General features: G+C 36.7%; 25 protein-coding genes and 1 pseudogene. 9 read left to right on the forward strand and 17 right to left on the reverse strand.

From position 1 onward, the window contains the following. Positions 1-202 precede the first annotated feature (202 nt). The 8 genes from V6R96_RS13445 to V6R96_RS13480 all read right to left on the reverse strand — a co-directional run bounded on the left by V6R96_RS13445 (position 203) and on the right by V6R96_RS13480 (position 7107). Complete coding sequence (locus V6R96_RS13445) at positions 203-1015, reverse strand: alpha/beta hydrolase-fold protein (protein WP_336379479.1); 813 nt, start codon at positions 1013-1015, stop codon at positions 203-205. Between the two features lie 287 nt (positions 1016-1302). After that, positions 1303-1872, reverse strand: coding sequence for a Crp/Fnr family transcriptional regulator (locus tag V6R96_RS13450; RefSeq protein ID WP_223559472.1), 570 nt, complete (start codon positions 1870-1872; stop codon positions 1303-1305). A gap of 13 nt (positions 1873-1885) precedes the next feature. After that, a complete protein-coding gene (locus tag V6R96_RS13455; RefSeq protein WP_111953617.1) occupies positions 1886-2407 on the reverse strand; it encodes a GNAT family N-acetyltransferase in 522 nt (173 codons plus the stop codon). A 9-nt stretch (positions 2408-2416) separates the two neighbouring features. Beyond that, the gene (locus tag V6R96_RS13460) at positions 2417-3427 is read right to left on the reverse strand and encodes a S41 family peptidase (RefSeq protein WP_336379478.1); all 1011 of its coding nucleotides are present in this window, start codon (positions 3425-3427) and stop codon (positions 2417-2419) included. A gap of 68 nt (positions 3428-3495) precedes the next feature. Then, the gene (locus tag V6R96_RS13465) at positions 3496-4290 is read right to left on the reverse strand and encodes a helix-turn-helix domain-containing protein (RefSeq protein ID WP_336379477.1); all 795 of its coding nucleotides are present in this window, start codon (positions 4288-4290) and stop codon (positions 3496-3498) included. 66 nt (positions 4291-4356) lie between these two features. Then, positions 4357-4938: a nucleosidase gene (locus tag V6R96_RS13470; RefSeq protein WP_336379476.1), complete on the reverse strand. Its 582-nt coding sequence runs from the start codon at positions 4936-4938 to the stop codon at positions 4357-4359. Positions 4939-5334: 396 nt separating this feature from the next. Next, a complete protein-coding gene (locus V6R96_RS13475; RefSeq protein WP_336379475.1) occupies positions 5335-6036 on the reverse strand; it encodes a DsbA family oxidoreductase in 702 nt (233 codons plus the stop codon). 96 nt (positions 6037-6132) lie between these two features. Further along, positions 6133-7107, reverse strand: a complete 975-nt coding sequence (locus V6R96_RS13480) for an AraC family transcriptional regulator (RefSeq protein WP_336379474.1) — start codon at positions 7105-7107, stop codon at positions 6133-6135. Positions 7108-7312: 205 nt separating this feature from the next. Between V6R96_RS13480 and V6R96_RS13485 the strand changes: the two genes are divergently transcribed. The 4 genes from V6R96_RS13485 to V6R96_RS13500 all read left to right on the forward strand — a co-directional run bounded on the left by V6R96_RS13485 (position 7313) and on the right by V6R96_RS13500 (position 10376). Further along, the gene (locus V6R96_RS13485) at positions 7313-7954 is read left to right on the forward strand and encodes a hypothetical protein (protein ID WP_336379473.1); all 642 of its coding nucleotides are present in this window, start codon (positions 7313-7315) and stop codon (positions 7952-7954) included. Positions 7955-8093: 139 nt separating this feature from the next. Beyond that, positions 8094-9365 carry a hypothetical protein gene (locus V6R96_RS13490; protein ID WP_336379472.1) on the forward strand — a complete coding sequence of 424 codons (1272 nt, stop codon included), beginning with the start codon at positions 8094-8096 and terminating at the stop codon, positions 9363-9365. 231 nt (positions 9366-9596) lie between these two features. Continuing rightward, complete coding sequence (locus V6R96_RS13495; RefSeq protein ID WP_336379471.1) at positions 9597-10019, forward strand: transposase; 423 nt, start codon at positions 9597-9599, stop codon at positions 10017-10019. 30 nt (positions 10020-10049) lie between these two features. Continuing rightward, entirely contained in the window at positions 10050-10376 is a 327-nt protein-coding gene (locus V6R96_RS13500; RefSeq protein WP_336379470.1) for a helix-turn-helix domain-containing protein, read from the forward strand. Positions 10377-10435: 59 nt separating this feature from the next. Here V6R96_RS13500 and V6R96_RS13505 read toward each other — a convergent pair. From V6R96_RS13505 to V6R96_RS13515, 3 genes and pseudogenes are all read right to left on the reverse strand, one after another. Further along, a pseudogene (locus tag V6R96_RS13505) lies at positions 10436-10519 on the reverse strand (DsbA family oxidoreductase); the annotation flags it as partial. A 33-nt stretch (positions 10520-10552) separates the two neighbouring features. Next, positions 10553-11725: an MFS transporter gene (locus tag V6R96_RS13510; protein ID WP_336379469.1), complete on the reverse strand. Its 1173-nt coding sequence runs from the start codon at positions 11723-11725 to the stop codon at positions 10553-10555. 2 nt (positions 11726-11727) lie between these two features. Beyond that, positions 11728-12663, reverse strand: coding sequence for an alpha/beta hydrolase (locus tag V6R96_RS13515; RefSeq protein ID WP_336379468.1), 936 nt, complete (start codon positions 12661-12663; stop codon positions 11728-11730). A gap of 158 nt (positions 12664-12821) precedes the next feature. Here V6R96_RS13515 and V6R96_RS13520 point away from each other — a divergent pair, with 158 nt between their 5' ends. Further along, positions 12822-13208, forward strand: coding sequence for a winged helix-turn-helix transcriptional regulator (locus V6R96_RS13520; RefSeq protein WP_336379467.1), 387 nt, complete (start codon positions 12822-12824; stop codon positions 13206-13208). Here the strand turns inward: V6R96_RS13520 and V6R96_RS13525 are convergent. Then, entirely contained in the window at positions 13205-14395 is a 1191-nt protein-coding gene (locus tag V6R96_RS13525) for an MFS transporter (protein WP_336379466.1), read from the reverse strand. The two genes, V6R96_RS13520 and V6R96_RS13525, sit on opposite strands and share 4 nt — an antisense overlap. Positions 14396-14777: 382 nt before the next feature. On the opposite strand from V6R96_RS13525, the gene V6R96_RS13530 reads away from it, so the two are divergent. After that, on the forward strand, positions 14778-15527 hold the full coding sequence (locus tag V6R96_RS13530; RefSeq protein ID WP_336379465.1) for an NrtR DNA-binding winged helix domain-containing protein: 750 nt from the start codon (positions 14778-14780) through the stop codon (positions 15525-15527). 75 nt (positions 15528-15602) lie between these two features. Further along, entirely contained in the window at positions 15603-16334 is a 732-nt protein-coding gene (locus tag V6R96_RS13535) for an MBL fold metallo-hydrolase (protein ID WP_111953416.1), read from the forward strand. Positions 16335-16354: 20 nt separating this feature from the next. Here V6R96_RS13535 and V6R96_RS13540 read toward each other — a convergent pair whose 3' ends face one another. Then, the gene (locus tag V6R96_RS13540; RefSeq protein WP_111953414.1) at positions 16355-16696 is read right to left on the reverse strand and encodes a hypothetical protein; all 342 of its coding nucleotides are present in this window, start codon (positions 16694-16696) and stop codon (positions 16355-16357) included. A gap of 602 nt (positions 16697-17298) precedes the next feature. Between V6R96_RS13540 and V6R96_RS13545 the strand changes: the two genes are divergently transcribed. Then, positions 17299-17892 (forward strand): Crp/Fnr family transcriptional regulator, encoded by a 594-nt coding sequence (locus tag V6R96_RS13545; protein WP_111953410.1) that lies wholly within the window; start codon positions 17299-17301, stop codon positions 17890-17892. Positions 17893-17925: 33 nt separating this feature from the next. Here the strand turns inward: V6R96_RS13545 and V6R96_RS13550 are convergent, their stop codons facing one another. Further along, positions 17926-18555, reverse strand: a complete 630-nt coding sequence (locus V6R96_RS13550; protein ID WP_336379464.1) for a chloramphenicol acetyltransferase — start codon at positions 18553-18555, stop codon at positions 17926-17928. 187 nt (positions 18556-18742) lie between these two features. Here V6R96_RS13550 and V6R96_RS13555 point away from each other — a divergent pair, with 187 nt between their 5' ends. Then, positions 18743-19600: an NAD(P)-dependent oxidoreductase gene (locus tag V6R96_RS13555; protein WP_336379463.1), complete on the forward strand. Its 858-nt coding sequence runs from the start codon at positions 18743-18745 to the stop codon at positions 19598-19600. 30 nt (positions 19601-19630) lie between these two features. Here the strand turns inward: V6R96_RS13555 and V6R96_RS13560 are convergent, their stop codons facing one another. The 3 genes from V6R96_RS13560 to V6R96_RS13570 all read right to left on the reverse strand — a co-directional run bounded on the left by V6R96_RS13560 (position 19631) and on the right by V6R96_RS13570 (position 21947). Next, positions 19631-20500, reverse strand: coding sequence for a DMT family transporter (locus tag V6R96_RS13560; RefSeq protein WP_111953404.1), 870 nt, complete (start codon positions 20498-20500; stop codon positions 19631-19633). Positions 20501-20723: 223 nt separating this feature from the next. After that, entirely contained in the window at positions 20724-21527 is an 804-nt protein-coding gene (locus V6R96_RS13565; RefSeq protein ID WP_336379462.1) for an AraC family transcriptional regulator, read from the reverse strand. 18 nt (positions 21528-21545) lie between these two features. Then, positions 21546-21947, reverse strand: coding sequence for a heme-binding protein (locus V6R96_RS13570; RefSeq protein WP_336379461.1), 402 nt, complete (start codon positions 21945-21947; stop codon positions 21546-21548). Between the last annotated feature and the right edge of the window lies 1 nt (position 21948).

Consider the following 21948-nt stretch of genomic DNA (forward strand, 5'->3'; position numbering starts at 1 on the left):
AATATTTAAACCATTAAGGGCATTTAAGTTTTTAAGATGATTAAGGTGAGCTTCGCTTTTAAAGGTTTAAAGATTTGAGCCATGTTAACCATGTCAAGGTTCAAAACCTTGACATGGTTAGGAGATGTTGATTTCAACTTCAAATAAAGTAGCATAAATAATTATAATAAAACTAGATACATCATTTTATGTAAAGCTAATTTTATAGCTTAAAAAATCGATCAAATAAAGTCAACTGCTCAGATAAAGATCTGCTCCAGTATTTAGGATCATGGATTCCTAAGGACTCTATATAAAGATGTTGAATCTTAAGGTCTGTGAGTTTTTTATGAAATTTTCTGTTCATTTCAATCATTTGTGTGTCTTCCGTACCACAATCGAAAATGTACTGCTGTTCTGCTGTAGCCATAGTCTTCACTTTATTGTCTGTAAGAAATTTAGGATTTAATGATATTGCAGATCCTAATACTTTATCTACCTGATAATGAGTATACCCTTCCCCGAATGAATTGAAGTCCAAAGCACCACAAGAACTTCCCACAATGCCAAATGTATGATTGTATGCAGTCCCAATATTCACAGCACCATAACCTCCCATGCTCCAACCCAGGATACCACGGGATTTTTTATCATTTTTCACCGGATAATTTTTATTGACAAAATCTACAAGTTCCTGCCCAATAAAAGTCTGGTACTGGGAATCTTTAACCAACGGACTGTCTACATACCACGAATTATAATTTCCATCTGGCAGTACATAAATCATTTTATACTCTTGTGCTTTCTGAACCAGATCCGGAATGTCTTGTTTGATTGTCCGTTCAGGATTTCCACTGTAACCGTGAAGAATATAAACCGATGGATAGGTTGCGCCCTGCTGCACATCCGGTGTGATGATAATCGTTTTAACGTTCTTATTCATTTTGGCACTGAAAACCTCTTGATGAATGACTTTCTGTGCGGAAAGCTGTGCAGATACCGTCAATACACAGACGATGCTTACTAAATTTTTCATAGGATAGAATTTTAATTGATGAACTGGTACATCTGAAATCAATTGAAGCGGTCTTATTTTAAAATGAAATTTTATTGCTTTCACTTTTTTTGACGCAAAGATTTACTACTATGATGATTATTTAAGTGAGCTAAAAGGGAATCAATTGACATTGATTCTATGAAGCGGACTCATCATCTTTTTTTTCTCTTTCTCTTGTTCTTATTTAGACGTACAATTGTTCTTATTTATAGGACAAAGATGGGGCTGAGAAAATAAAAAAGCCTCAACATATGTTGAAGCTTTTGTCAGTTTATTTCTTTTTTTATGCGGCTCAGCTGAGTGGGTGTAATCCCCAGATAAGAAGCAATATGATGCTGTTTCAGTCTATCATGAAGCGGTTTGTTCTCCAGAAGCTGTAAATAACGCTGTTTGGCTGTTTCATGCTTTAAAGAGATCTCCAGCGGTTCTTTTTTTACTACCCAGTTTTTTTCCAGATAATGGATGTGAAATAATGCCAGGTCGTGGTATTGATTGATGAGTTCTCTGAAAGCTTTTGCCGGATATTTTATCACCGAACAGTCTTCTAAAGCAATGATATTAAAGTCGCTGGGCTTATCTTTGATAATAGCTGCCGTAGAAGCTACAAAACTTTTTTCTTCAAAGAAAATCTTATACACAGAATCTCCCTGCTCGTCTACAGTATAATATCCTACCAATCCTGATTTTATAAAATAATAGTATCTGGCGGCAGAGCCAGCTTCCTGGAGAAGGTCATTTTTGTGATATGTTTCTTCCTTACAGATATTCATCAGGGCTTTCACCGTTTCTTCTGACAGCGGATAATAACTATTAATCTGTTCTAAAAGGTCTTTCAAAGCTGATAATAATTTAATCTAAAATTTTCTTCATCATTAAATCAGTCTGGTCTTCATCACCCAGCCTGAATGTGTGGCTTCCGAATTCCTCAAAACCATTTTTCCTGTAAAATTGAAGGGCTCTCAGGTTTTTCTCCCAAACTCCTAACCATAGATAACTTTTGTTCAGGTTTTGAGCAGTTTCCAGAGCCTGGTCATAAAGCAATTGGCCTACTTTCTGTCCATGATGGCTTTTTTTGACATAAATACGCTCTATTTCCAAAGAAGTATCGTCTTGTAGCTCAGTTTGCGCAGCACCAGAGTTTAATTTGAGGTACCCAACAGGATTATCCTCTTCCCAGGCTATAAAGAAATAGGAATCAGGATTATTTAATTCCGACTTTACTTTTTCCGTACTGAAACTTTCTTCGAGATATGTTTTCATTGCTTCCTCAGTATTACTTTCTGCAAAGGTTTCTGAAAAAGTCTGTCTGCCTATATTTTGAATGGTTTCAAGGTCTTGTATTCCTGCTTTATGAATGATTATTGATGGCATATTATACATTTATTGCTCTAATTTATTAATAAGATTTTTTATTTCAGGTATGCTTAATTCTGTTTTTGTTTCTGTATTTAAAATATTTTTTAAAATTTTAAGATGAGCAGCCTTTAAAGCGTCTTCAGCTTTTACTTCCTGATCAGGAATCACGCCGACAGGTTCCCAGTTTTTATGGCTTATGACGGATTTTATTTGCCCAGCCGGGACCAATAGTAAATATTGATTTTGGATGATGAAATGATCTACCGGATTGGCAGCACCCCCTGTTTTTTCCCCGATTACTTCGGCCAGCTTATGTTCCTGTAAAAAGTAGGCAAGGCCTTCTGCTGCTGAAAAACTTTTTTTACTGGTTAGAATGTAGACTTTTTTATGAAGATATTTCTGTCCGGCAACTTTAGATTGGGTACTGTTTATCACTGTTTCCTCTTTATTTCTGAAGTATGTAGTATAAAGATCCGTTTTTTTATCAAAAAAATAACTGCAGAATAACAGAAGCATGTCATTGTCTCCGCCGCCATTCTCTCGCAGGTCAATGATCAGGGAATTGGTATTGGCAATAAAATTCATGGCCGCAGCCAATGTTTTTTCACTGGATTCCCGCGATGCAAAGCCTTTGAAGTTGATATAACCGATATTACCTTCCAGGCGTTGAACGTTTTCAAATCCAAAATTTTCAAGGCTGTTATGAAAATTGTTTTCTTTTTCTCTTTCTTTCTCATCAACAGCTTTTTGTGGACTGTAGTTTTCGAGGTATTTAACAAAAAAATGTTTGTCTTTTATAGTTGTTCTCAACTTTTGAGTCAGAAAGACAGCAAAGTCTTTTTTACTCAAATTCTTAAAAGTTCCTTTTTCAGATTCATTTTGAAATAAAGAATCTACTTTTTGGTAGGCTTTCTTATCAATATAGTGACTCTTCACTTTTTCTGTAATATCAGAGAGCACTACATTGGTGTCATCTTTCTGTGCATAAGAAACCAGAGAAAGGGAAAGGAAAATTCCGGACAGTATTTTTTTCATTGAAATATGATTTAATATTTCAGTAAAAGTATTTCAATGATCATACTATAAATTGTAAAAATGGAAACTTAGATAAACAGCCAGATATTATTTTGTTCAATATCTACATTTTCAAAGAACTTTTTGGGACTAATTTTAGTAAATTCTTTAAAATCTTTAATAAGATGGGACTGGTCGTAAAAAAGATTTTCATAGGAAAGCTCTGTGAGGTTCCTTACTTTTTTATTGGATATCAGAACTTTACGAAATCTTTGTATTTTTCTGAATTCAGTCGCCGGCTTACCCAGATACCGCTTAGAAATTTTATTCAGATATTGTCTGGTTATACCATTTTTTGCTGCAATCTCCTCAATGCTGAGTTCAGTTTCAAAATCAGTCAATATGGAGTAAGCTAACGTTAAATCTTTATATTGAAATTTTGAAAGCCAATATTTTTCCAGCATTTCAATTTGTTTTTTTCTGTGGGGCTCATTAAAAACTGTATTCGAGATTTCTTTAAAATCTGAAAAATGAATATGTTCCTGCATAATATCACTGTTATCTGCCTCAAAAAAATGATACATTCCCAACGGCTTAAAATAAACCGTAATTTCATTAATAGACTGCTGATAAAAAATTTCAGTAGGAACAGAACATCTGGCAACAAAGTCAATCACTAAATTTTCGGATAAAGATCTCCGGATTTCCACCCATCCTTTATCCTGGGCAATAGTCACATTCTGACAGGCTGATACAATGAAATAGTTGTCCGGAAAAGTAAGATACCTGACCGGCTTATCGCTATCATCTTTTTCTACAAAATAATATCCTTCAATATATTTTTTAAGTATAGGATTTACCGGTTGATAAAAAGTAACTTTCATATAATTGCAGACTGGATTTTAATAACAGACACAAAATAATGTTCGAAAGTTTCCTCAGGACTTATGCTATGAAAATAATATTTTTTTAAACGCTTCAGAAGCCAGGTGTACCTGAACTGACCAGTCGTCTGCGGCATCACTTCCTGCATCATCAGAAATATATTTCAGACACAGAAAAGGAATATTTTCTTTTTTTGCGATCAGGGCAAGCGGATACGCTTCCATATCTACAATATTATAGTCTGTTTCGGAATGATTCATCTCAAAACTGTCGCCGCTGCCGCAAATTCCTTCTTCCAGGCCGTTCATTTGAAGACCATATTCCAAAACTGGAGGAATTCCGGATAAAGGCGTTTCATAAAGACTGAAACCGAGACCTCTTACATCCATATCTCTTTGAATAAATTTGGTACAGCATACTACTGCACCCTTTCCAAAACTTTTACTTCCTGCGGAACCCAAATTAATGATCAGTTTAGGTTTTCGGAAATGAATTTCCCGGGTAAGCTCAATAGCAGCGTTTACTTTTCCTATTCCTGTTACCAGTTTATTTTTTCCTTCAAAAGCCTGTCCGGCCTCCGAATCCAAAGCAAAGACAAACAGGGTCTCTGAAACAGGATAATGAGCTTCGGTATTGATTTTTATCATTGAACATAAATATTTAAACAAAAATAAGGATTGAACACCTAAAACAGGAATTCTTTCTTCTTTTTTTATTAATCTGTATGGAATAAAAAAAACACCCCAGTTTGAGGTGTTTTATATTGAATATGCTAAATTATTATTCATTAAAACACTAATGTTACTAATCTTTTCACAAATTCCACGAATGTTGCTGACATTCAATAGTAACATTCGTGAATCTATTAGTGTTATTTGTGGTTAGGCAATTAACATAGTCTGGAAGCTGAAAGAGGGAGGTTGAAAGTAACTTTAATCAATAAAAATTAAGGAATTAATCTTAAAAATTTAATAAAGTACATTGTCATTCTGTAGTTGGAACTCAGTAACTTCTCTCTTCCAGTTTCAGGCTTCCTTACAGTATTACACACTGCATCCATCAGCATCACACGATGCACCTCCTTCTTTGGAAAGGTCTTTAAACGGACTTACTGTTTCTTTGTACGTCTGCTGAAGGGCATCAGCAAAAACTTCTGCAGGCTGTGCCCCGGATACGGCATACTTTCCATTCAGGACAAAGAAAGGAACACTGGAAATACCATTGTTTTTGGCTTCCTGGATATCCTGACTGATTTCATAATCAAACTGATCTGATGTTAAAGCCCGTCTTGCCTCATCTTCATCAATATTTAAATTCTTAGCAAGAAAAATAAGTTCTTCAATATCTCCTACATTTTTTCCGTCAATAAAGTGAGCTTTAAAAAGAGCTTCTTCCATCTCATTTGATTTACCATACTTTTTGGCAAGATGAAGTAATTTATGAGCAGTAAAAGTATTGATGATCAAAGCTTTTTCAAAATTAAAATCGATTCCTGATCCCTTTCCCATCTGGGCGACCTGACCAATCATTTGAGATGCCTGGTCTGCCGGAAAACCTTTTTTTTCTTTAAAATATTCAATTGTATTCTGAGGATGAGCAGCATCTAGGGTTGGATCTAGCTGAAAGCTCTTCCACTCTACTTCTACTTCGTCTTTGAATGGCAGCTTTTCAAGAGCCTGTTCAAAATTATGTTTTCCGATATAGCAGAACGGACACATAATATCTGACCATATTTCTATTTTCATTCTTTATTTATTTTAATTCTGATAGAATTATCAGACTACAAAATTAATATATTTCTTAATTGTAACAAAATTTATTACATTAAAGTATACTTGTAGTTAACTTTTACTACTTTCCTTTTGAATATACTCGCTTGGAGTCATTCCTACAAATTGTTTGAACGTTTTATTAAAGGTAGATTGGTTAATAAATCCTGCTTCGGTATAGATATACATCAGGGTTACTTTTTCCAGGTCGCTTTTTGCAATTAATTCTTTTACATAACCAATCCTGTGAGAGTTGACATAGGTATTAAAATTAGAATATCCCTGTATCCTTATTGATTTTGAAATATAGTTATTGCTGATTTTCAAAATGGTAGATAACATCGAAATATTAAACTCCGGATTGGTGAAATGCTTGTTGGTGATGATTTCATTTTCTATTTTTTCAAATAATGACTTGGCATCAGATATTTCTTTTTCATCCAGCGTAATAGGAAGTGTAATTCGTTTCCTTTTTTCTATAATGGCAAGAAACTCCTGTTCCGTTATTTTCTCTTTGTAATAAATGAGCAAATACACAATCAGGATATTAAGCCCAAATGTTAGCAGATCACTATACCGGAATATGTTTTCGTAGGGCATTATTGCTGAACGAAATGGGCCAATACTGCCAGCAAGAAATGCGGCCACTGCAATGAATAAAGTATACATCGAAAAAATAAAACCTTCTCTTTTACCAAGGAAAATATAGGCCCCAAGTGGTACGGGAACTAACCAGCAAAATTGAAAAATAGAGTATTTCCAAAAATAAATGATAATAAAAAAAATATAGATGGGCGCAATTATAAGATAGCCCCGAACTATTTTTTCTAAAGAAAGTGAAGGAAATAAAGTATTAAAAACATATACATGGCTGAACATAAAAACAGCTCCAGCCAGGCAATAATATCCTACTATATTTTCTTTTATGATGAATTGGTATATTAAGGTATACAATAATAAAATAGCTCCCATCAGATAATTATATCTTCTTGAAAGTTCTTCTTTTAATCTTAAGATCTCCTGTTCTCTTAGTCTTGTATTATCCATTTTTTTTGTATTATTTACTGAAATAACCAATGAAAAGTGATCTTTACTTTATTCAATATGCTGTATGTCAATGTTTTAATTTGTTTACTATTACTGATAACGAAACTTATTCATCTTTAATTAAAAAGTGATTTTTCATTGATGCTTTGACCTCTTTTGTTTTTCAATCTCCACTTATGCATATAATTTTGCTGCGGAAATACAAATGATGAAAAATATTGTGACCATAGCAAAAAGCTTTTTATTAATATATGTTCTCACATTGGGAACTTTGTATGCTTATGCTATGCGTCCTTTATTTGATCAAAAAAAAATCGAATCTGGCAAAAGTAATAAAAAAAATAAATCCACTGTAATTTTTGTATCTGAAGGAGCTTATGTTTTCAATGAAGATCAAATGCATAGCATTACAAAGGCTCCATCCTCTTTTCCCAATAAAGCCAAAGAAATAAAAACAGACAAGATTCTTTTTATTTCAGAAGGAACCATACTATATAATGGACACAATATTTTTATTGACGGGGAAAAGAAAAGGAATATTCCATCTGCAAAATCCCTAGCTAAAAAAACATATAAGGAACCAACTGAAGTAAAGAAAAGCAAGGTTGCTAAACCTATAAACATTTATTTTACAACAGATAGCAAAAGAAAATATTTCATTTTAGCTACGGATAGCAGATATTTTATCCCTTCCACATACAACGATTATCATAAACAGCTGATTAACGAGAACTGTTTCAGCCTTACCTCTTTTGTTTTCCCAAAAGATGTATTATGGGAGCGTAATAATAATACGGTATCCCATTCCCATATAAAAGTCTTCAGTATCCGGCCTCCCCCTTTTTAAAGCTATAAGCAAACAAGTAAGAATATCCCTCAACTGTAACCAGATGTCATTAACCATCGAAATCTGTTACAAAAACATAAAAAATAAATGATAACAGAATATAGACCCTGTTATTCAACCGATTCTAAATTAAACAACAATGAAAAAAAATATATATTTAGCAATAGCCTTGACAACATCTTCCTTAGCCTGGTCTCAGGTCGGGATCAACACACAAAACCCACAAGGTATTTTCAATATAGATGGTGCCAAAAATAATGCGGCCACAGGAACTCCAACTGCGGCACAATTAAAAGATGACTTTATTGTAACTGCATCAGGATCTACAGGTATCGGAGCAGCTCCCGACGCATCTGCTATTCTGGAGCTTAATGTAAGCCAGCTTGCATCGGGAAGTCAAAAAGGATTTTTAGGTCCGAGAGTAGCTTTAACAGCCTATAACGACGCGGCTACAATTCCCAGTCCTGCAGTTGGCTTATTGGTGTACAACTTAGGAACAGCTGCCCTTGCCTTTCAAGGATATGTATATTGGGACGGAACCCAATGGAGACCTTTGGACGGGCGTTCATTACAGCCGGGTACGATAGGCGGTCTGAACTGTGCAAGTGCTTCTCTGTTTCCGATCTCCTATACTGCAGGTATCCCTTATAGTGGTACAATGTCGGTTCCCTATACAGGAGGAAATGCAGGAATATATGCTGCACAAACTATAGGACCTGTAAACGGGCTTACAGCAACACTTCCGCAGGGTAATTTTGCACAGGGATCCGGTACTTTAAACTATACTATTTCCGGGACACCAACGGTATCCACCCCGAATACAACAACGTTTCCACTTTCAATCGGAGGACAGAGCTGTAGTGCAACAGTTGGCCTTGGAAAAGTACTTGCTCCTGGCGAATATCAGTTCTTCACCTTTACATTACCAGCGACGTATACAGGATTATTGAGTACATATATTGGCGGTACTTATGATGCTATTTTAGGACAAAAGGTAAGATTGGATATTGATTTTACCACTAGCTCTAATTCAGCAGGCCCAGTTAGTTACAATCCTCGTCTGGTAAATATTTCAAGTTCTAACATTAAACTGTGGTTTGCAGCATTATCAAATGAAACTAATTACCGTCGTTCTAATGTTTTAGTCGCTCCGGGCGGTTACATAGAAACTGATAACGGAATTTATCTTGGCTGGGGAGATAATATGGATAGTACTTCAACAGCGATTACTGCAACCTCTGGCAATAGGACTGGATCTGATAATTCTCAGGAGATAGAAATAGTAGATTTACTCGTAGACGGAATTTGGTACAGAATAACAGTTTATATTTCTGTAGATAACCTGAATGATACTAATGCTGCTAATAACATCCGACGTGTCTTTATGACAGCACAAAGAATGTCGTCTTAAATGATTAATTAAACTGAAGCTCCCGTTTTTCTGAACATAAAGACACAAATGATGGGAAGAATTAATGGGAGCTTCTTTTTATCATAGGAAAAAACCAAAAATAAAATCAAACTTAGCCGGCCAGCTTTTTAATATAAGTTTTTATGTAGTAATCTTTTGCAGTATTTCTTTTGCTGCCGGCTTTATTATGAGAAAGGAAAGTCAAATCTATCATTTAAAAAAAACACAAAAATGAATTTCAAAAGTATTCATATCGGACAAATCATTGAACAAGGCGTTGCAGAAAGCAAGATAGAATTGCAGCGAATATGTAATTTTCTTAAATGTACCGAAAAAGAGATTAAACAAATGTATCAGCAGGAAAGCCTTGATACGGAGACTTTGCTGAAGTGGAGCAAACTGTTAGAGTATGATTTTTTTCGTATTTATTCACAACACCTTATTATTTATGCTCCGCCAAGTGCCAAACAGAAAACCGGAAAAACAACGCTTCCTCAGTTCCGTAAAAGCATCTACACCAGAGAAATCATTGATTTTATACTGGAACAGATCAGCACAGGAGAAATGACCAGGATGGGGGTAATAAAAGAATACGGGATTCCCAAAACAACACTTTACAAATGGTTAATAAAACACAAAGAAAAGGTAGCATAAGCTATTCCTCTCTTTATCAAATCTATACATATGAAAAATAATCAGCCTAATTATAAAAACATTTATTCCGATATACTGACCAAGAAATTTCCTCACAAGCGAAAAGAATGTGAAGTATTGCTTAGTATGGAAAGTCTGTCGTTTTTGCATATTATTCAATTGAATACGATCATCTTTGGGATATCAGATAATCAAACTGAAAATTTCAATCAAAAACACCGTTCTTACCGCAAGTCTGATATTCTGAAAATATTGGAGTACCAGAAGAAATACAACCTTAATAATATCCAATTGGCAAACCATTTCAAGTTAAGCCGTAATTCTGTTACCAAATGGAAGAAAATGTTTTTAGTATAGCAAATAGGCTTTTAACAGTTATCAATATTATATAGTGTGGAGGCAGCATCTAAGGTTAGATCTAGCTGAAAGCTCTTCCACTCTACTTCTATTTCGTTTTTAAACGGCAGCTTTTCAAGAACCTGTTCAAAATTATTTTTCCCTTTTTAATTATTGCCCCATCAAAATTTGTTACATTATTGACAGGGAATAATTGTTTTTTTCTTTTCAGTTCTTCTTTCCAGAATACTTCTCCATATAATCATTAAAAATGCCAGCATACCAAATACAAAACCGATCCATGGATTGTAAGCGGCCCCTTTAGTCACGATCATCCAGCCTCCCAAGGTAGTTCCCAGTGTTACCCCCAGATTTCCAAAAGAAGTAGCTAAGCTGTTGGCAAATTCAAGAGAACCCGGTACAGAAGAAATCATATAGGTTGAAGCATTTTGAAAACTTGGAGAATACAGGAAACCCCAGATTGCTATACTGATAATATTGGCGAGCAGACTGTCTCCGGAAAAATACAGTAAAAATGGCATGATGACCGTACCGGAAAGAAACAGAGCTGTTGTTTTTGATACATTCCAGCTTAACATTTTCCCTGCTATCCAATTGGAAAAAACACCAATGATTCCAAACAGAAAAAGCATATAACTGATCATCGGTCCATCCATTCCTTTAGCTTTATTCAAATAATCTGCAAAATAGCTGTAGGTAGAAAACCAGGCTGTTATCATGAAAAAATTCATAGCAGTACTGATGAGAAATGTTGGCTGTGTTAAAATTTTAAACTGACTTTTGTAAGATTTTTTCTCTTTGACAGGCATTGGAGGAAGTAAAAAATAGATAACAGCCAAAGCTATCATACTGACTGCACTCTGGATAATGAAAGAAGATTCCCATATCCATACACTGGCCAGCCATGTTGCAAAAGGAACTGTTGTCACCATAGCCAGGGCAACCCCTATAAAAACAATTCCCATCAGTTTGTTAGCCTGCTTTTCATCAGCACCGGACACAGCAACAGACAATGCTGTGGCAATATAGACAGGTTGCAGAAAAGCCGGAAGCACTCTCACCAGCATCAGAAGCCAGAACGGTGGTGACAGTGAGGAAACTAAAGCAGTAAACAAAAAGATGGAAATTGCGGCAAGCATTACTTTCCTGCGATCAAATCCGGACATTAGTAAAGTCATGAAAGGCCCCGTTAAAGCAATGATCAAAGCAAAAGTACTGAGCAGCCACCCTGCTTTATCTACACCTATTTGATAATGTTCCGCGATTTGCGGAAGAATTCCAATGACCCCAAATTCAGTGGTAATAACTGCAATGAATCCAAGGCAGCCGATATATGCATATTTTTTCATGCTTATTTTCCTGCAGTTTTAAGATGTTGATGCACAAACTCTGCTATTTCATCAGTAGCCTTTTGGACTTCATTCAGGATCTCTCCCATATGCATGAAACCATGAACCATATCTTTATAAAAGCTGATACGAACAGGAATTCCTGCGTCTTTCATATGCTGTGACAGCTCTTCTCCTTCATCTCTCAAAGCATCATGTTCTGCAATAAGAACTAATGTAGGTGGCGTATTTTTAAAATCTTTGATCAAAATTGGTATTGCCAAAGGATTTGGGTGGTCTGCTCCTTCAGGATGGTACCATTTCCAGGCTTGGATACCTCCTTCTTTATTAAGAACAGGGCCTGTTTCATACGTCTTCCATGATTTTGTATTGAGCTGATGATCTGCAGCAGGATAAATCAGTACCTGAAATTTCAACAGCTCTCCTATCTGGGTAGAAACACCTGTTGCAAGTGCGCCTCCGGCACTGTCCCCGATAATACCGATCTGGTTGGCATCAATTCCCAAAGATTCCGCATGGTCTGCGACCCATTTTACAGAATCGATGCAATCGTTTAAGCCTGCAGGAAAAGCATGTTCGGGAGCTAGGCGGTAATCCACAAAGATCACCACTGATCCGGTTTTATTGGCCAGTTTCCGAACTACAGCATCGTGGGTTTCAAAACTGCCGGCAATAAACCATCCTCCATGAATATAAATGATTGCTGATGAATTTTGGATATCCTTCCCTTTTGGACGGTAGATCCGGACCGGAATCTGATGGTTTGCCAGAGGAATATTCAGCTCTTCTATCATGGCAACAGGTTCTTTTTTTTTGCTAAGCTGAAGGGACATGGTTTCAAGGTATTTTCGGGTATCCTCTAATGGATTCTTGGCATTGAATGAATGTATTTTTTCTAAGTGATTTAAAATCTGATTGATAGGTTCTGTTAACTGCATTGTTCTTATTTTTTATGTGAATACTATTTTTTGGAACGTTGAGCGCTCTTGTTCCGGAACTGCTGTTTATTTTCAGTTTCTGAATGCAAAATTAATTTTCAAACCTTACATTTGCACTGTATACAGCTAATTGTACGGTACTAACAAATTTGTAAGCTATGGGAAAAATAAAGGAAAATTCAACGAATAACATCAATAAAAAGTACATACAGGAGTGTGATTTGTCTTATGCTGTCTGCAAGATCGGAGGCAGGTGGAAGCTTTTGATTTTAAACAGGTTAAAAGACGGAAAACTGCGTTTTAGTGAAGTGCGCGACCGGATCTGTGGAATTACCGAAAGAATGCTCACACTTCAACTCCGGGAACTGGAAAAAGAAGGGCTGGTAAAAAGAACAGTACATGCTGAAGTTCCGCCAAGAGTAGATTATGAGCTCACGGATATTGCCAGAGAACTGATCCCGATCTGGGAAGATCTGGAAAAATGGGGAACCAAACACAGGGACTTGGTTCAGGAAAATATGAGTAAGGCAGAGGCTGAAAATTAAGGCTGGGGTGCGTTTACTTTATTACTGAATACAAGATGAGCTAAAATGGCCAGCAGTCCAAAAGATGCTCCTACAAAGCATACTCCCTCCCACTGTGCATATTGCCAGGCTATAGAAGCCAGCCACGTTCCGAGGGATCCGCCGATGAAATAAGAAACCATATAAACAGTATTCAATCTGTTAACCGCATTGGATTTGATTAAAAAGTAATTGGTCTGGTTCATAATATGGCTGGACTGTACGCCCAGGTCTACCAGGATAACACCAACGATCAGGCCCCAATAAGTTTCCCCGGCAAAATAGGTAAATGCCCAGCTTCCCACTACTATAAAAAGTGAGTACAATATGATTCTGTTGATATCCAGATATTTCTGAAGTTTACCCACTTTTGCGGCTGCCAGTGCTCCTACAGCTCCGGCCAGCCCGAAGCTCCCTACTACGGAAGAGCCCGCATTGAAAGGCGGCTTTTCCATATGAAAGACCAACGTTGTAAATAAAGCACACATAGACCCGAAAGCCATCGCTCCCCGGAATGAAGCGAGGCGTAAGATAGGCTGTGTTTTTGCCAGATGAACCACGGACCGCATTAGTTCCTTGTACGTTCCTTTGAAATTTGGCTGCATTTCCGGAAGCATTTTGTATACGGCGATCCACACTACGATCATTAATCCCGCTGCAATTCCGAACATAGCTCTCCAACCCCAGACTTCGCCTACGATACCGCCAATAAAGCGTGACAAAAGGATTCCAAGAAGCAACCCGGACATTACAAGTCCAATATTGGAAGATTTTTCTTTATCCGAAGATAATTCTGCTGCAATAGGTACAAACAGCTGTGGAATGACGGAAGTCGCTCCTATCAGCAGGCTTGCTGCGTACAGCATCCATAATTCGGTGGCAAAGGTCATCCAAAGCAACGATCCGAATACAAGAACCAGATCAAATAAGATTAATTTCTTACGGAAAAATTTATCTCCCAAAGGCACCAGAAGTAAAAGCCCCAGCGCATAGCCTACCTGGGTAAGCACAGAAATTCTTCCTGCCGCACTTTCAGAAACATGAAGATCGTCCGAAATCAGTGCCAATAATGGCTGGTTATAATAGTTATTGGCTACCACAAGACCTGAAATAACAGCCATAAGCCAGATTACAGTACGGGAGATGCCAGAGGATAAGTTTGCCTGCATGATATGATTAGAATTATGAACTGCTAACGTTTAAGGGTTGAAACAGCCAAATAAAAAGTTCAGCTTAAGATCAGCAAAGATAATGAATTTATAAAAAAGAGGCCGTTTATTTGGAACGGCCTCTTTCAATCAACTATGGCATTTAATCTTAAAATAATTTGTCAGCAGTAAAAGCGGGAATTGTTTTTCGTCAGTTAATAGCTTTACAGAAAGTCAGCCATGTATTTTGTGTCTTATCTCTAACGTAAAGTATCTGTAAATATTTTGTAGTTGCTTTTCTTTTTTTAAGATTATTAAAGTGATTTTTTTAAAGTCTCTATGTAAAGGATTTTTCATTTTTTTTCAGCAAATTTGTAATAAGACACAATCTCAGATTAGTTCCATGGATTTTAAACAACAGCTTTTACAGCAATCTGCCGAGGCAAAAGAAATTTTCCTGCCTCATATTTCAGCCGATCCCGTTATTTTCGGATTTGAGCATAATGAACTTAAAGTTCTGCTTCTAAAGACCAATTACAGGCAAAAATGGCTGCTGCCGGGCGGCTATGTTAAAAAAGATGAAGATCTGGATGAAGCTGTTAAAAGAATCCTCAAAGAAAGAACCGGTGTTGCAGATGTTTATCTTGAAGAATTCGGAGTGTTCGGAAGAAAAAACAGAAGTGAATCTTATTTTGAGGATTTTGATGAAACTCTTTTTCAAAAACAACGGTTTATTTCTGTAGGATATTATGCACTTTATAACCCGTCAATGCTTAACATCATTCCCGATCAATACAGTGAGACCTGCGAATGGATCTTCCTCAGCAAACTGCAGGAAATTGAACTTGCGATGGATCACCGTGAGATCATTAAAAAAGCTCTTCTCATATTGAGGCAGAAAATTGCAGCAATACCTATCGGGCGAAACCTTCTTCCGGAAAAATTTACGCTTCCTGAACTTCAGAAATTATATGAAGCTGTGTTGGGAAAAGAACTTAACCGTGGGAATTTCTATACGAAAATGAAGTCTTTGGGAATCCTGAAAAAGCTGGAAGAACAGAGACGCGGTGGCGCCCATAAAGCTCCTGACCTCTACTCTTTTGATGAAGAAAATTATATCAGAGCTCTGAACAACGGGTTGAACAGCTGGTAAGATGATCGTTTTTTCCGATGAGCTCTATTGAAAAAAAGGTTTTCAGGTTTTAGAAATATTTGGGAAATTTGCAGAATGAAAATTATTCCGCTCAAAGAGGGCAACTTCTCGGCCAGCAAAACAAAGGACTTTACACTATTGACAGATGAAAATTTTGATACAGTGAAAGGAATTAAAATGTCTGTGCAGCCGTTTCTTATTATTACAGCCAATGATTATATCCTTCTTGATGCCGGCATAGGTTGGAAAAACGCTGAAGGAAAAACTGTCATTTCCGAGCTATTGGAAAAAGAGGATATAAAACCGGAACAGATCACAAAACTTCTTCTTTCACACCTTCATAAAGACCATATTGATGGGAGTATCATACGGAACGGCAATGATTTTCAGCCGGCATTTCCCAATGCAGAAATTTATATTCAAAAAAGAGAACTGGCTTTTGCAATGGAAAATAAAGGGAATCCTTCTTTTGATTTTGATACATTGGAAAAACTGATCAGCCTTCCCAATATTGTATGGATGAGTGAAGATCAGGGAGAGATCGCTAGCGGGATTTCTTTTGAAGTGGTGGGTGGCCATACCCCTTTTATGCAGGTATTCTGGATCAGAGAAAACGGGGAAACTGTTTTTTACGGAGCGGATGATCTTCCCCAGGAATCTTACCTTAAATACCATCTTGCTTATAAAAGTGATTCTGATGGTAGAAAAGCAATGGAATTAAGACTGAAATGGCAGAAAGAAGCTGCTGATGAACAATGGAAAATACTGCTTTACCACGATCTGGCCAAAGCAGTAATCCAAATATAATCTAATGCAAAAAATTGTTTTTAAAGATCATTAAACCACTTGTAAATATCCATTTCGGAAGGAATATTAAGTTTTTTCCGGATCCGGTTTTTTCTGTTCTGAATGGCTTTTGGAGTCACAAAAGTATAAGTTGCAATTTCCTTAGTAGTGAAGTTAAGTTTTAGATAAATGCAAAAAATCAATTCAGAGTTTTTGAGATTGGGGTGTATTTTAGCTATTTTGTCAAAAAAATCAGGGTAAACTAACCTGAATTTATTCAACAGACGTGGTGAATTTTCTTTAGCTAAAGTGATAATTTCGTCCTGCATAAAAATTTTTTGATTCAAATCTTCTAAATTAGATTGCGGTTTTTCGTTTTTCATAATATTTTCTCATCTCTACTTATTTCCGGTGCTTTAGTATGTACAGCACCAGTACCTATTCTTCTTTTCCTGTTATTGTAACAGTTGTTTATGGTGTTATGGAAGTTTAAGATTACAGTCTATAATTTATAATTCTAAATACACTTTCCGGATCGGTATTTTTTCTTGCAAACCTCTATCTGACGCTCATTCTTTAACTATTTTAAAAGGAACAAAGAAAGAGAAAATGATTAAAATTCTACAGAATTAAAATACCACATACATACCACGCCCCGTTTATAATTAGTGTATTTATTATATTTCCAGCTCAAAATTTAGGTTAAACTATATTTTATATTTCAACAAATGTAGCAGATGTAAATTTTGTTTTTTATGATCTTAATCAATGTTCTTAAGGATTATATTCTCTATTATGAATATTAAAAGATTTTAATATGAGGCTATCAAAATATTGTGGTATGTATGTGGTAGGACATATTGAAGAAACTCATTAAAATTGCCGTTCTTTACATTATTGAAATTTTCAGCTTTTCTGTTTATTGCATAATGAAAGACATCAATGGTTAAACATTTGTTTAAAATTTTAATTAGCTTATTATACCATGATTGTAGAAGATTTATTAATTTCATTTGGAGCAGAAACTAAAGCATATAAATCGAGTGATATCATTTTCCGCGAAGGAGAATTTCCTATGTTTTATTACCAGATTAAGCAAGGGCAGGTTAAGCTCAATAATTATACGGAGAACGGAAAAGAATTTATTCAGAATATATTTTACGACGGATACAGTTTTGGAGAGTCTCTTCTGTTTATAGACCGTCCTTATCCAATGAATGCAATCGCTATAAAGGATTCCCAAATTTTCAAACTTCCAAAATCGAATTTTTTGAATTTAATAAAGGAAAACCAGGAAGTTTCCCTGAATGTCTATCAATGTATGGCAGAAAGAATGTATTACAAATATATGATGCTTTATAATCTTTCTTTCCAGAATCCTATGCTGAAGCTGAAACAGCTAATGGATTATTTCAAAAGCTATGATGAGGACAAAACACCCTATTCTTTCCAAATTCCTCTGACGAGACAACAACTTGCTTCCCTTACCGGTCTGCGCGTAGAAACAGTAATAAGAGCCATAAAAAGTATGGAAAAAGATAAGATTTTGAAAATAGAGAATAGAAAAATTATGTACTGATTCTTACTTTAATAAAATAGAATTTTACAGGATTTAAAACTCATCAAGCTGCTTCTGAAACTCCTCCAGATATCTCGCAATATGAATTCCATCCGCCAGCCCGTGATGAGCCTCCACAGAAACCGGAAGAAATTTTCTTCCGTCACGGATGCTGAATTTCCCGAATGTAATTTTCGGGACAGATTCAGAATTGTTATAACTGGTAGGATGAAGCAGTGCGCTGAAAGAATTCCATGGAATGGTTGAATGCCTGATGAGATCCTTACCAAGTTCACCATTATTCATCCTGATCCCTGATGTACGCTGTACATCCTCTATTTCCTCCTGCATAATACCATTGAATCTATTAAAATCGTTTGAAAAAGGAATAAATGCAAAACCAAAAGTCCCGTCTGCCCTTCCTATTGTAGTGCCTGCATGAATGACATTATATAAAACCACCTGATTGTCTACAATCCGCAGTTTCAGCTCGTCTACGGCATTTACGGCAACCATTGACCTATGAAGATAGGTCGCGAAAAAAGAATGGCCGTTTTCCTTTGCATAGGCATAAGCTTTTGTACAGTCTACTTCAGTGGTAAAGCCAAAGTACGGGCTGTCCATTTTTGAGAAAAATTCAAAATGCTCTTTCCTGTTCCATTTTTCGACGTCTATAATCTTCATTGATTTTTATTTGCTGCAAATTTCCGTAAGTTTTCCGGGTTTTAAAAGTTAATCAACAAAAAATATTGTAAAAATACAGCCTTGCTTTGGTCGGTTTTTTGAGGCAAATAGAGCAGGTTTACATGATGAAATTCATTTTTCCAGTGTAATTAAATGCCATTGTTTAATCCCCGTAAAAAAATCAAGCATGGAGAAAGAGAAAATAGGATTCATAGGGTTAGGAAGTATGGGCCATTCTATGGCAAAAAATATTGAAAAAGCAGGATTCCCGCTTTCAGTTTACAACAGATCATCTGAAAAAACTAAAGATTTTAAAGAAAAATCAACCGTTTACACTCAGATTTCAGATCTGGTGGAGAACAGCACCATCGTATTTACAATGCTTACCGATGACCATGCTGCCAAAGCAGTTTACGAAGATATCCTGAAATCGGATATTGCCGGAAAACTTTTTATAGACATGAGCACCATCTCTCCACAGGCCACGGCAGAGCTCAGCGGAGCTGTTAAGATAAAAGAAGCAGCTTTCATCGATGCGCCGGTAGCCGGAAGTACTGTTCCTGCTGCAGAAGGAACGCTGATCATTATGGCAGGTGGTGAAGAAAAAGATCTTTCACGGGCCATGCCATATCTTGAAAAGCTTGGAAAAGCAGTAAAGCATTTAGGAGAAAACGGAAAAGGAATTGCAGGGAAACTTTCCATCAATTATTTCCTGTCTGCTATTTACCAGGGATTGGCGGAAACCGTTCTGTTTGCAGATCAATTGGGAATCGACCGAACGGCTATGCTGGAAATCATCAATGAAAGTGCCAGCGGAAGTGGCGCTACCAAAGTAAAAACACCTATGCTGATCAAAAACCAATATGAGCCTGCTTTTGCTCTCGATCTCATGCTGAAAGATATTTTATTAGCTCAGAATGCCGGTGCTGATTTTCCTCTATCTGAGGTTCTGAGCAAAACCTACCAGTCTGCCCATGATGATGGTTTCGGTAAGGATGATGTGATCGGAATTATTAATTATTTGAAGAATCAGCCTGAAAAATGATACAATGATACACCTTTTTTATGCAGAAGCTTATTCTTTGCTTTGAACAATTTCATTCTGAGCCGTCGCTTTACTGAAAACTGTTGTTCCTATACTGGCCACAATGACGCAACTGATTGAAATCCATTGTAAAAAACTCAGTTCTTCTACCAGAAATACCCAACCCGAAAGAGCTGCAAATGCAGGTTCCAGGCTCATCAGAATACTGAAGGTCTTTGCGGGAAGTCTTTTCAATGCCATTATTTCCAGTGAAAATGGCAACGCACTAGACAAAATAGCCACTCCTAAACCTTTTACAAAAATAGAAGGCGTAAGATTGAATACAGCTCCGTCCCATATGGTAAAAGGGATGATAACCAGACTTGCAAATACCATTCCGGTGGTAACCGCATCTTTTCCATCCATAATTTTAGCCACTTTTCCACCCATGACGATGTATACCGCCCAAAACATTCCTGCAAGAAAAGCCAATCCAATTCCAACCAGATCAACATGATCGCTTTGCCACGGAACAATGAGTAATATCCCAATACAGGCCAGCAATGCCCATACTACGTCCAGCAATTTCCGGGATAAAGCAATGGCCAAAAATAAAGGCCCTGCAAATTCTACCGTAACCGCCAGCCCCAACGGGATCCTTTGAATAGCCATGTAGAAAACGAGATTCATCGCTGCCAGACCAATCCCATACATTGCACAGTACTTCCATTTTTGTGCGGTGAACTGCAAAAATTTCGGACGGTTAATCAAAATGAGCAACACAGCAGAAAGTCCGATCCTCAAACTAACAGTCCCAATAGGGCCTATCAGAGGAAAGAGCTGTTTAGCAATGGAAGCACCTCCCTGTACACAGATAATCGCTAAAAGTGTTGCTGAAATTGCCAGGTTTGAATTTTTCATTTCTAAATTTAATATTCGTAAACAACCTATAAAATGAATTTCAGGGTTAAACGAATTTTATTCTATAAGTTATAATCCGGATTTATCATCTAAGATAGCCACCCCAAATATATTAAAACTTTGCTTTTCCGGACACTTGCAATTATAGGTTATAATTTTAAGCATGTTAACAAATAAAAGGAGCAACGGTAAGCTGCTCCTTTTTTATAGATATGTGTTTTTATTAAACCTTGCTGGTCGTTAAACCAAACTTTTGTTTAAAAGAATAATAGAAATGGGACAGATTTTCAAATCCCAGTTCGAGATAAATATCAGATGGCTTTTTATTCCTATGCCGGATCTGGTAATACGCTTCTTCCAGTCTTTTTTCTTTAAGCCATTGTTTAGGCGTCATGTTGAAAGCTTTATTGAAATCACGCTTAAACCCCGAAAGGCTGCGGCCTGTAAGCCTTGCAAACGTTTCCACCGGCACATTGAATTTGAAATTCTTATTCATAAACTCCTTAAGATCGATCTTATGCGGTTCTGAAAAATCAAAAAGCAGGTTTTTAAAATCAGGATTAGCCTGCAGAATCAGCTCAATTGCCTCTTTAACCTTTAAAACCGCCAGTCTGGAAGTGGCTGTTTTTGTTTTGTCAATATACGGAAGCAGTGAAGTAAAATATCCGCTGAAAAATTCATCAGACTCAAAAAAAAGCCTTTCATTATCTGGAAATCTTTCGGATGGGGTCATTTTATATTCTGCTGCATACTGACGGAGCGTTTCCTGGTCGAGAGTTATGGACAGAAACTGGTACTTTTTATTCTTTGAAGGATGTTTTACCGTTCGGATCAGTTGATTTTTTCTGACGAGCACTACTGTATTCTCCTTTATAACAGTTTTGCCTTTGTCATGAAAAGCATGGGTTTCACCGGACAGCTGATAGCCCAGAAAATGATCGGGAATAAATTCCTCGTGCCCCCTGTACATTTCAAAAGCACAGGAATATACCAGTTTATCGAATATGATTTCCGAAGTTTTCTCCATACTACAAATATCTGAAATTTAAGCCATAACAGCAGCACCTGCCTCTGCAATCTCTTTATCCTGTTCAGGAGTTCCCCCGGAAGACGCTATTGCACCTATGATTTTTCCCTCAGCATCTTTGATCACTACTCCGCCAGCAATGGTAAGAAGCCCGTCATTGGAATTCAGCATGCCGTATCCATGAATGTCTGCTCCCGCAATGATTGTTCCCATTACATCACTGTCGACACCGAACATTACTGCAGTTTTCGCTTTCTTAACTGCAAAATCGATAACACCGTAAACACTGTCCAGTCTTGCCATGGTCACAAGATGTCCTCCTGCATCCACAACGGCAATACTTACAGGAATATTGATGGATTTTGCTTTTTCTGTGGCTGCCTGAAGCGCTTTTGCAGCCTGGTTATACGTTATACTCATT

The sequence above is a fragment of the Chryseobacterium sp. CCNWLW53 genome (assembly GCF_037083525.1).
Lineage (GTDB): Bacteria > Bacteroidota > Bacteroidia > Flavobacteriales > Weeksellaceae > Chryseobacterium > Chryseobacterium lathyri.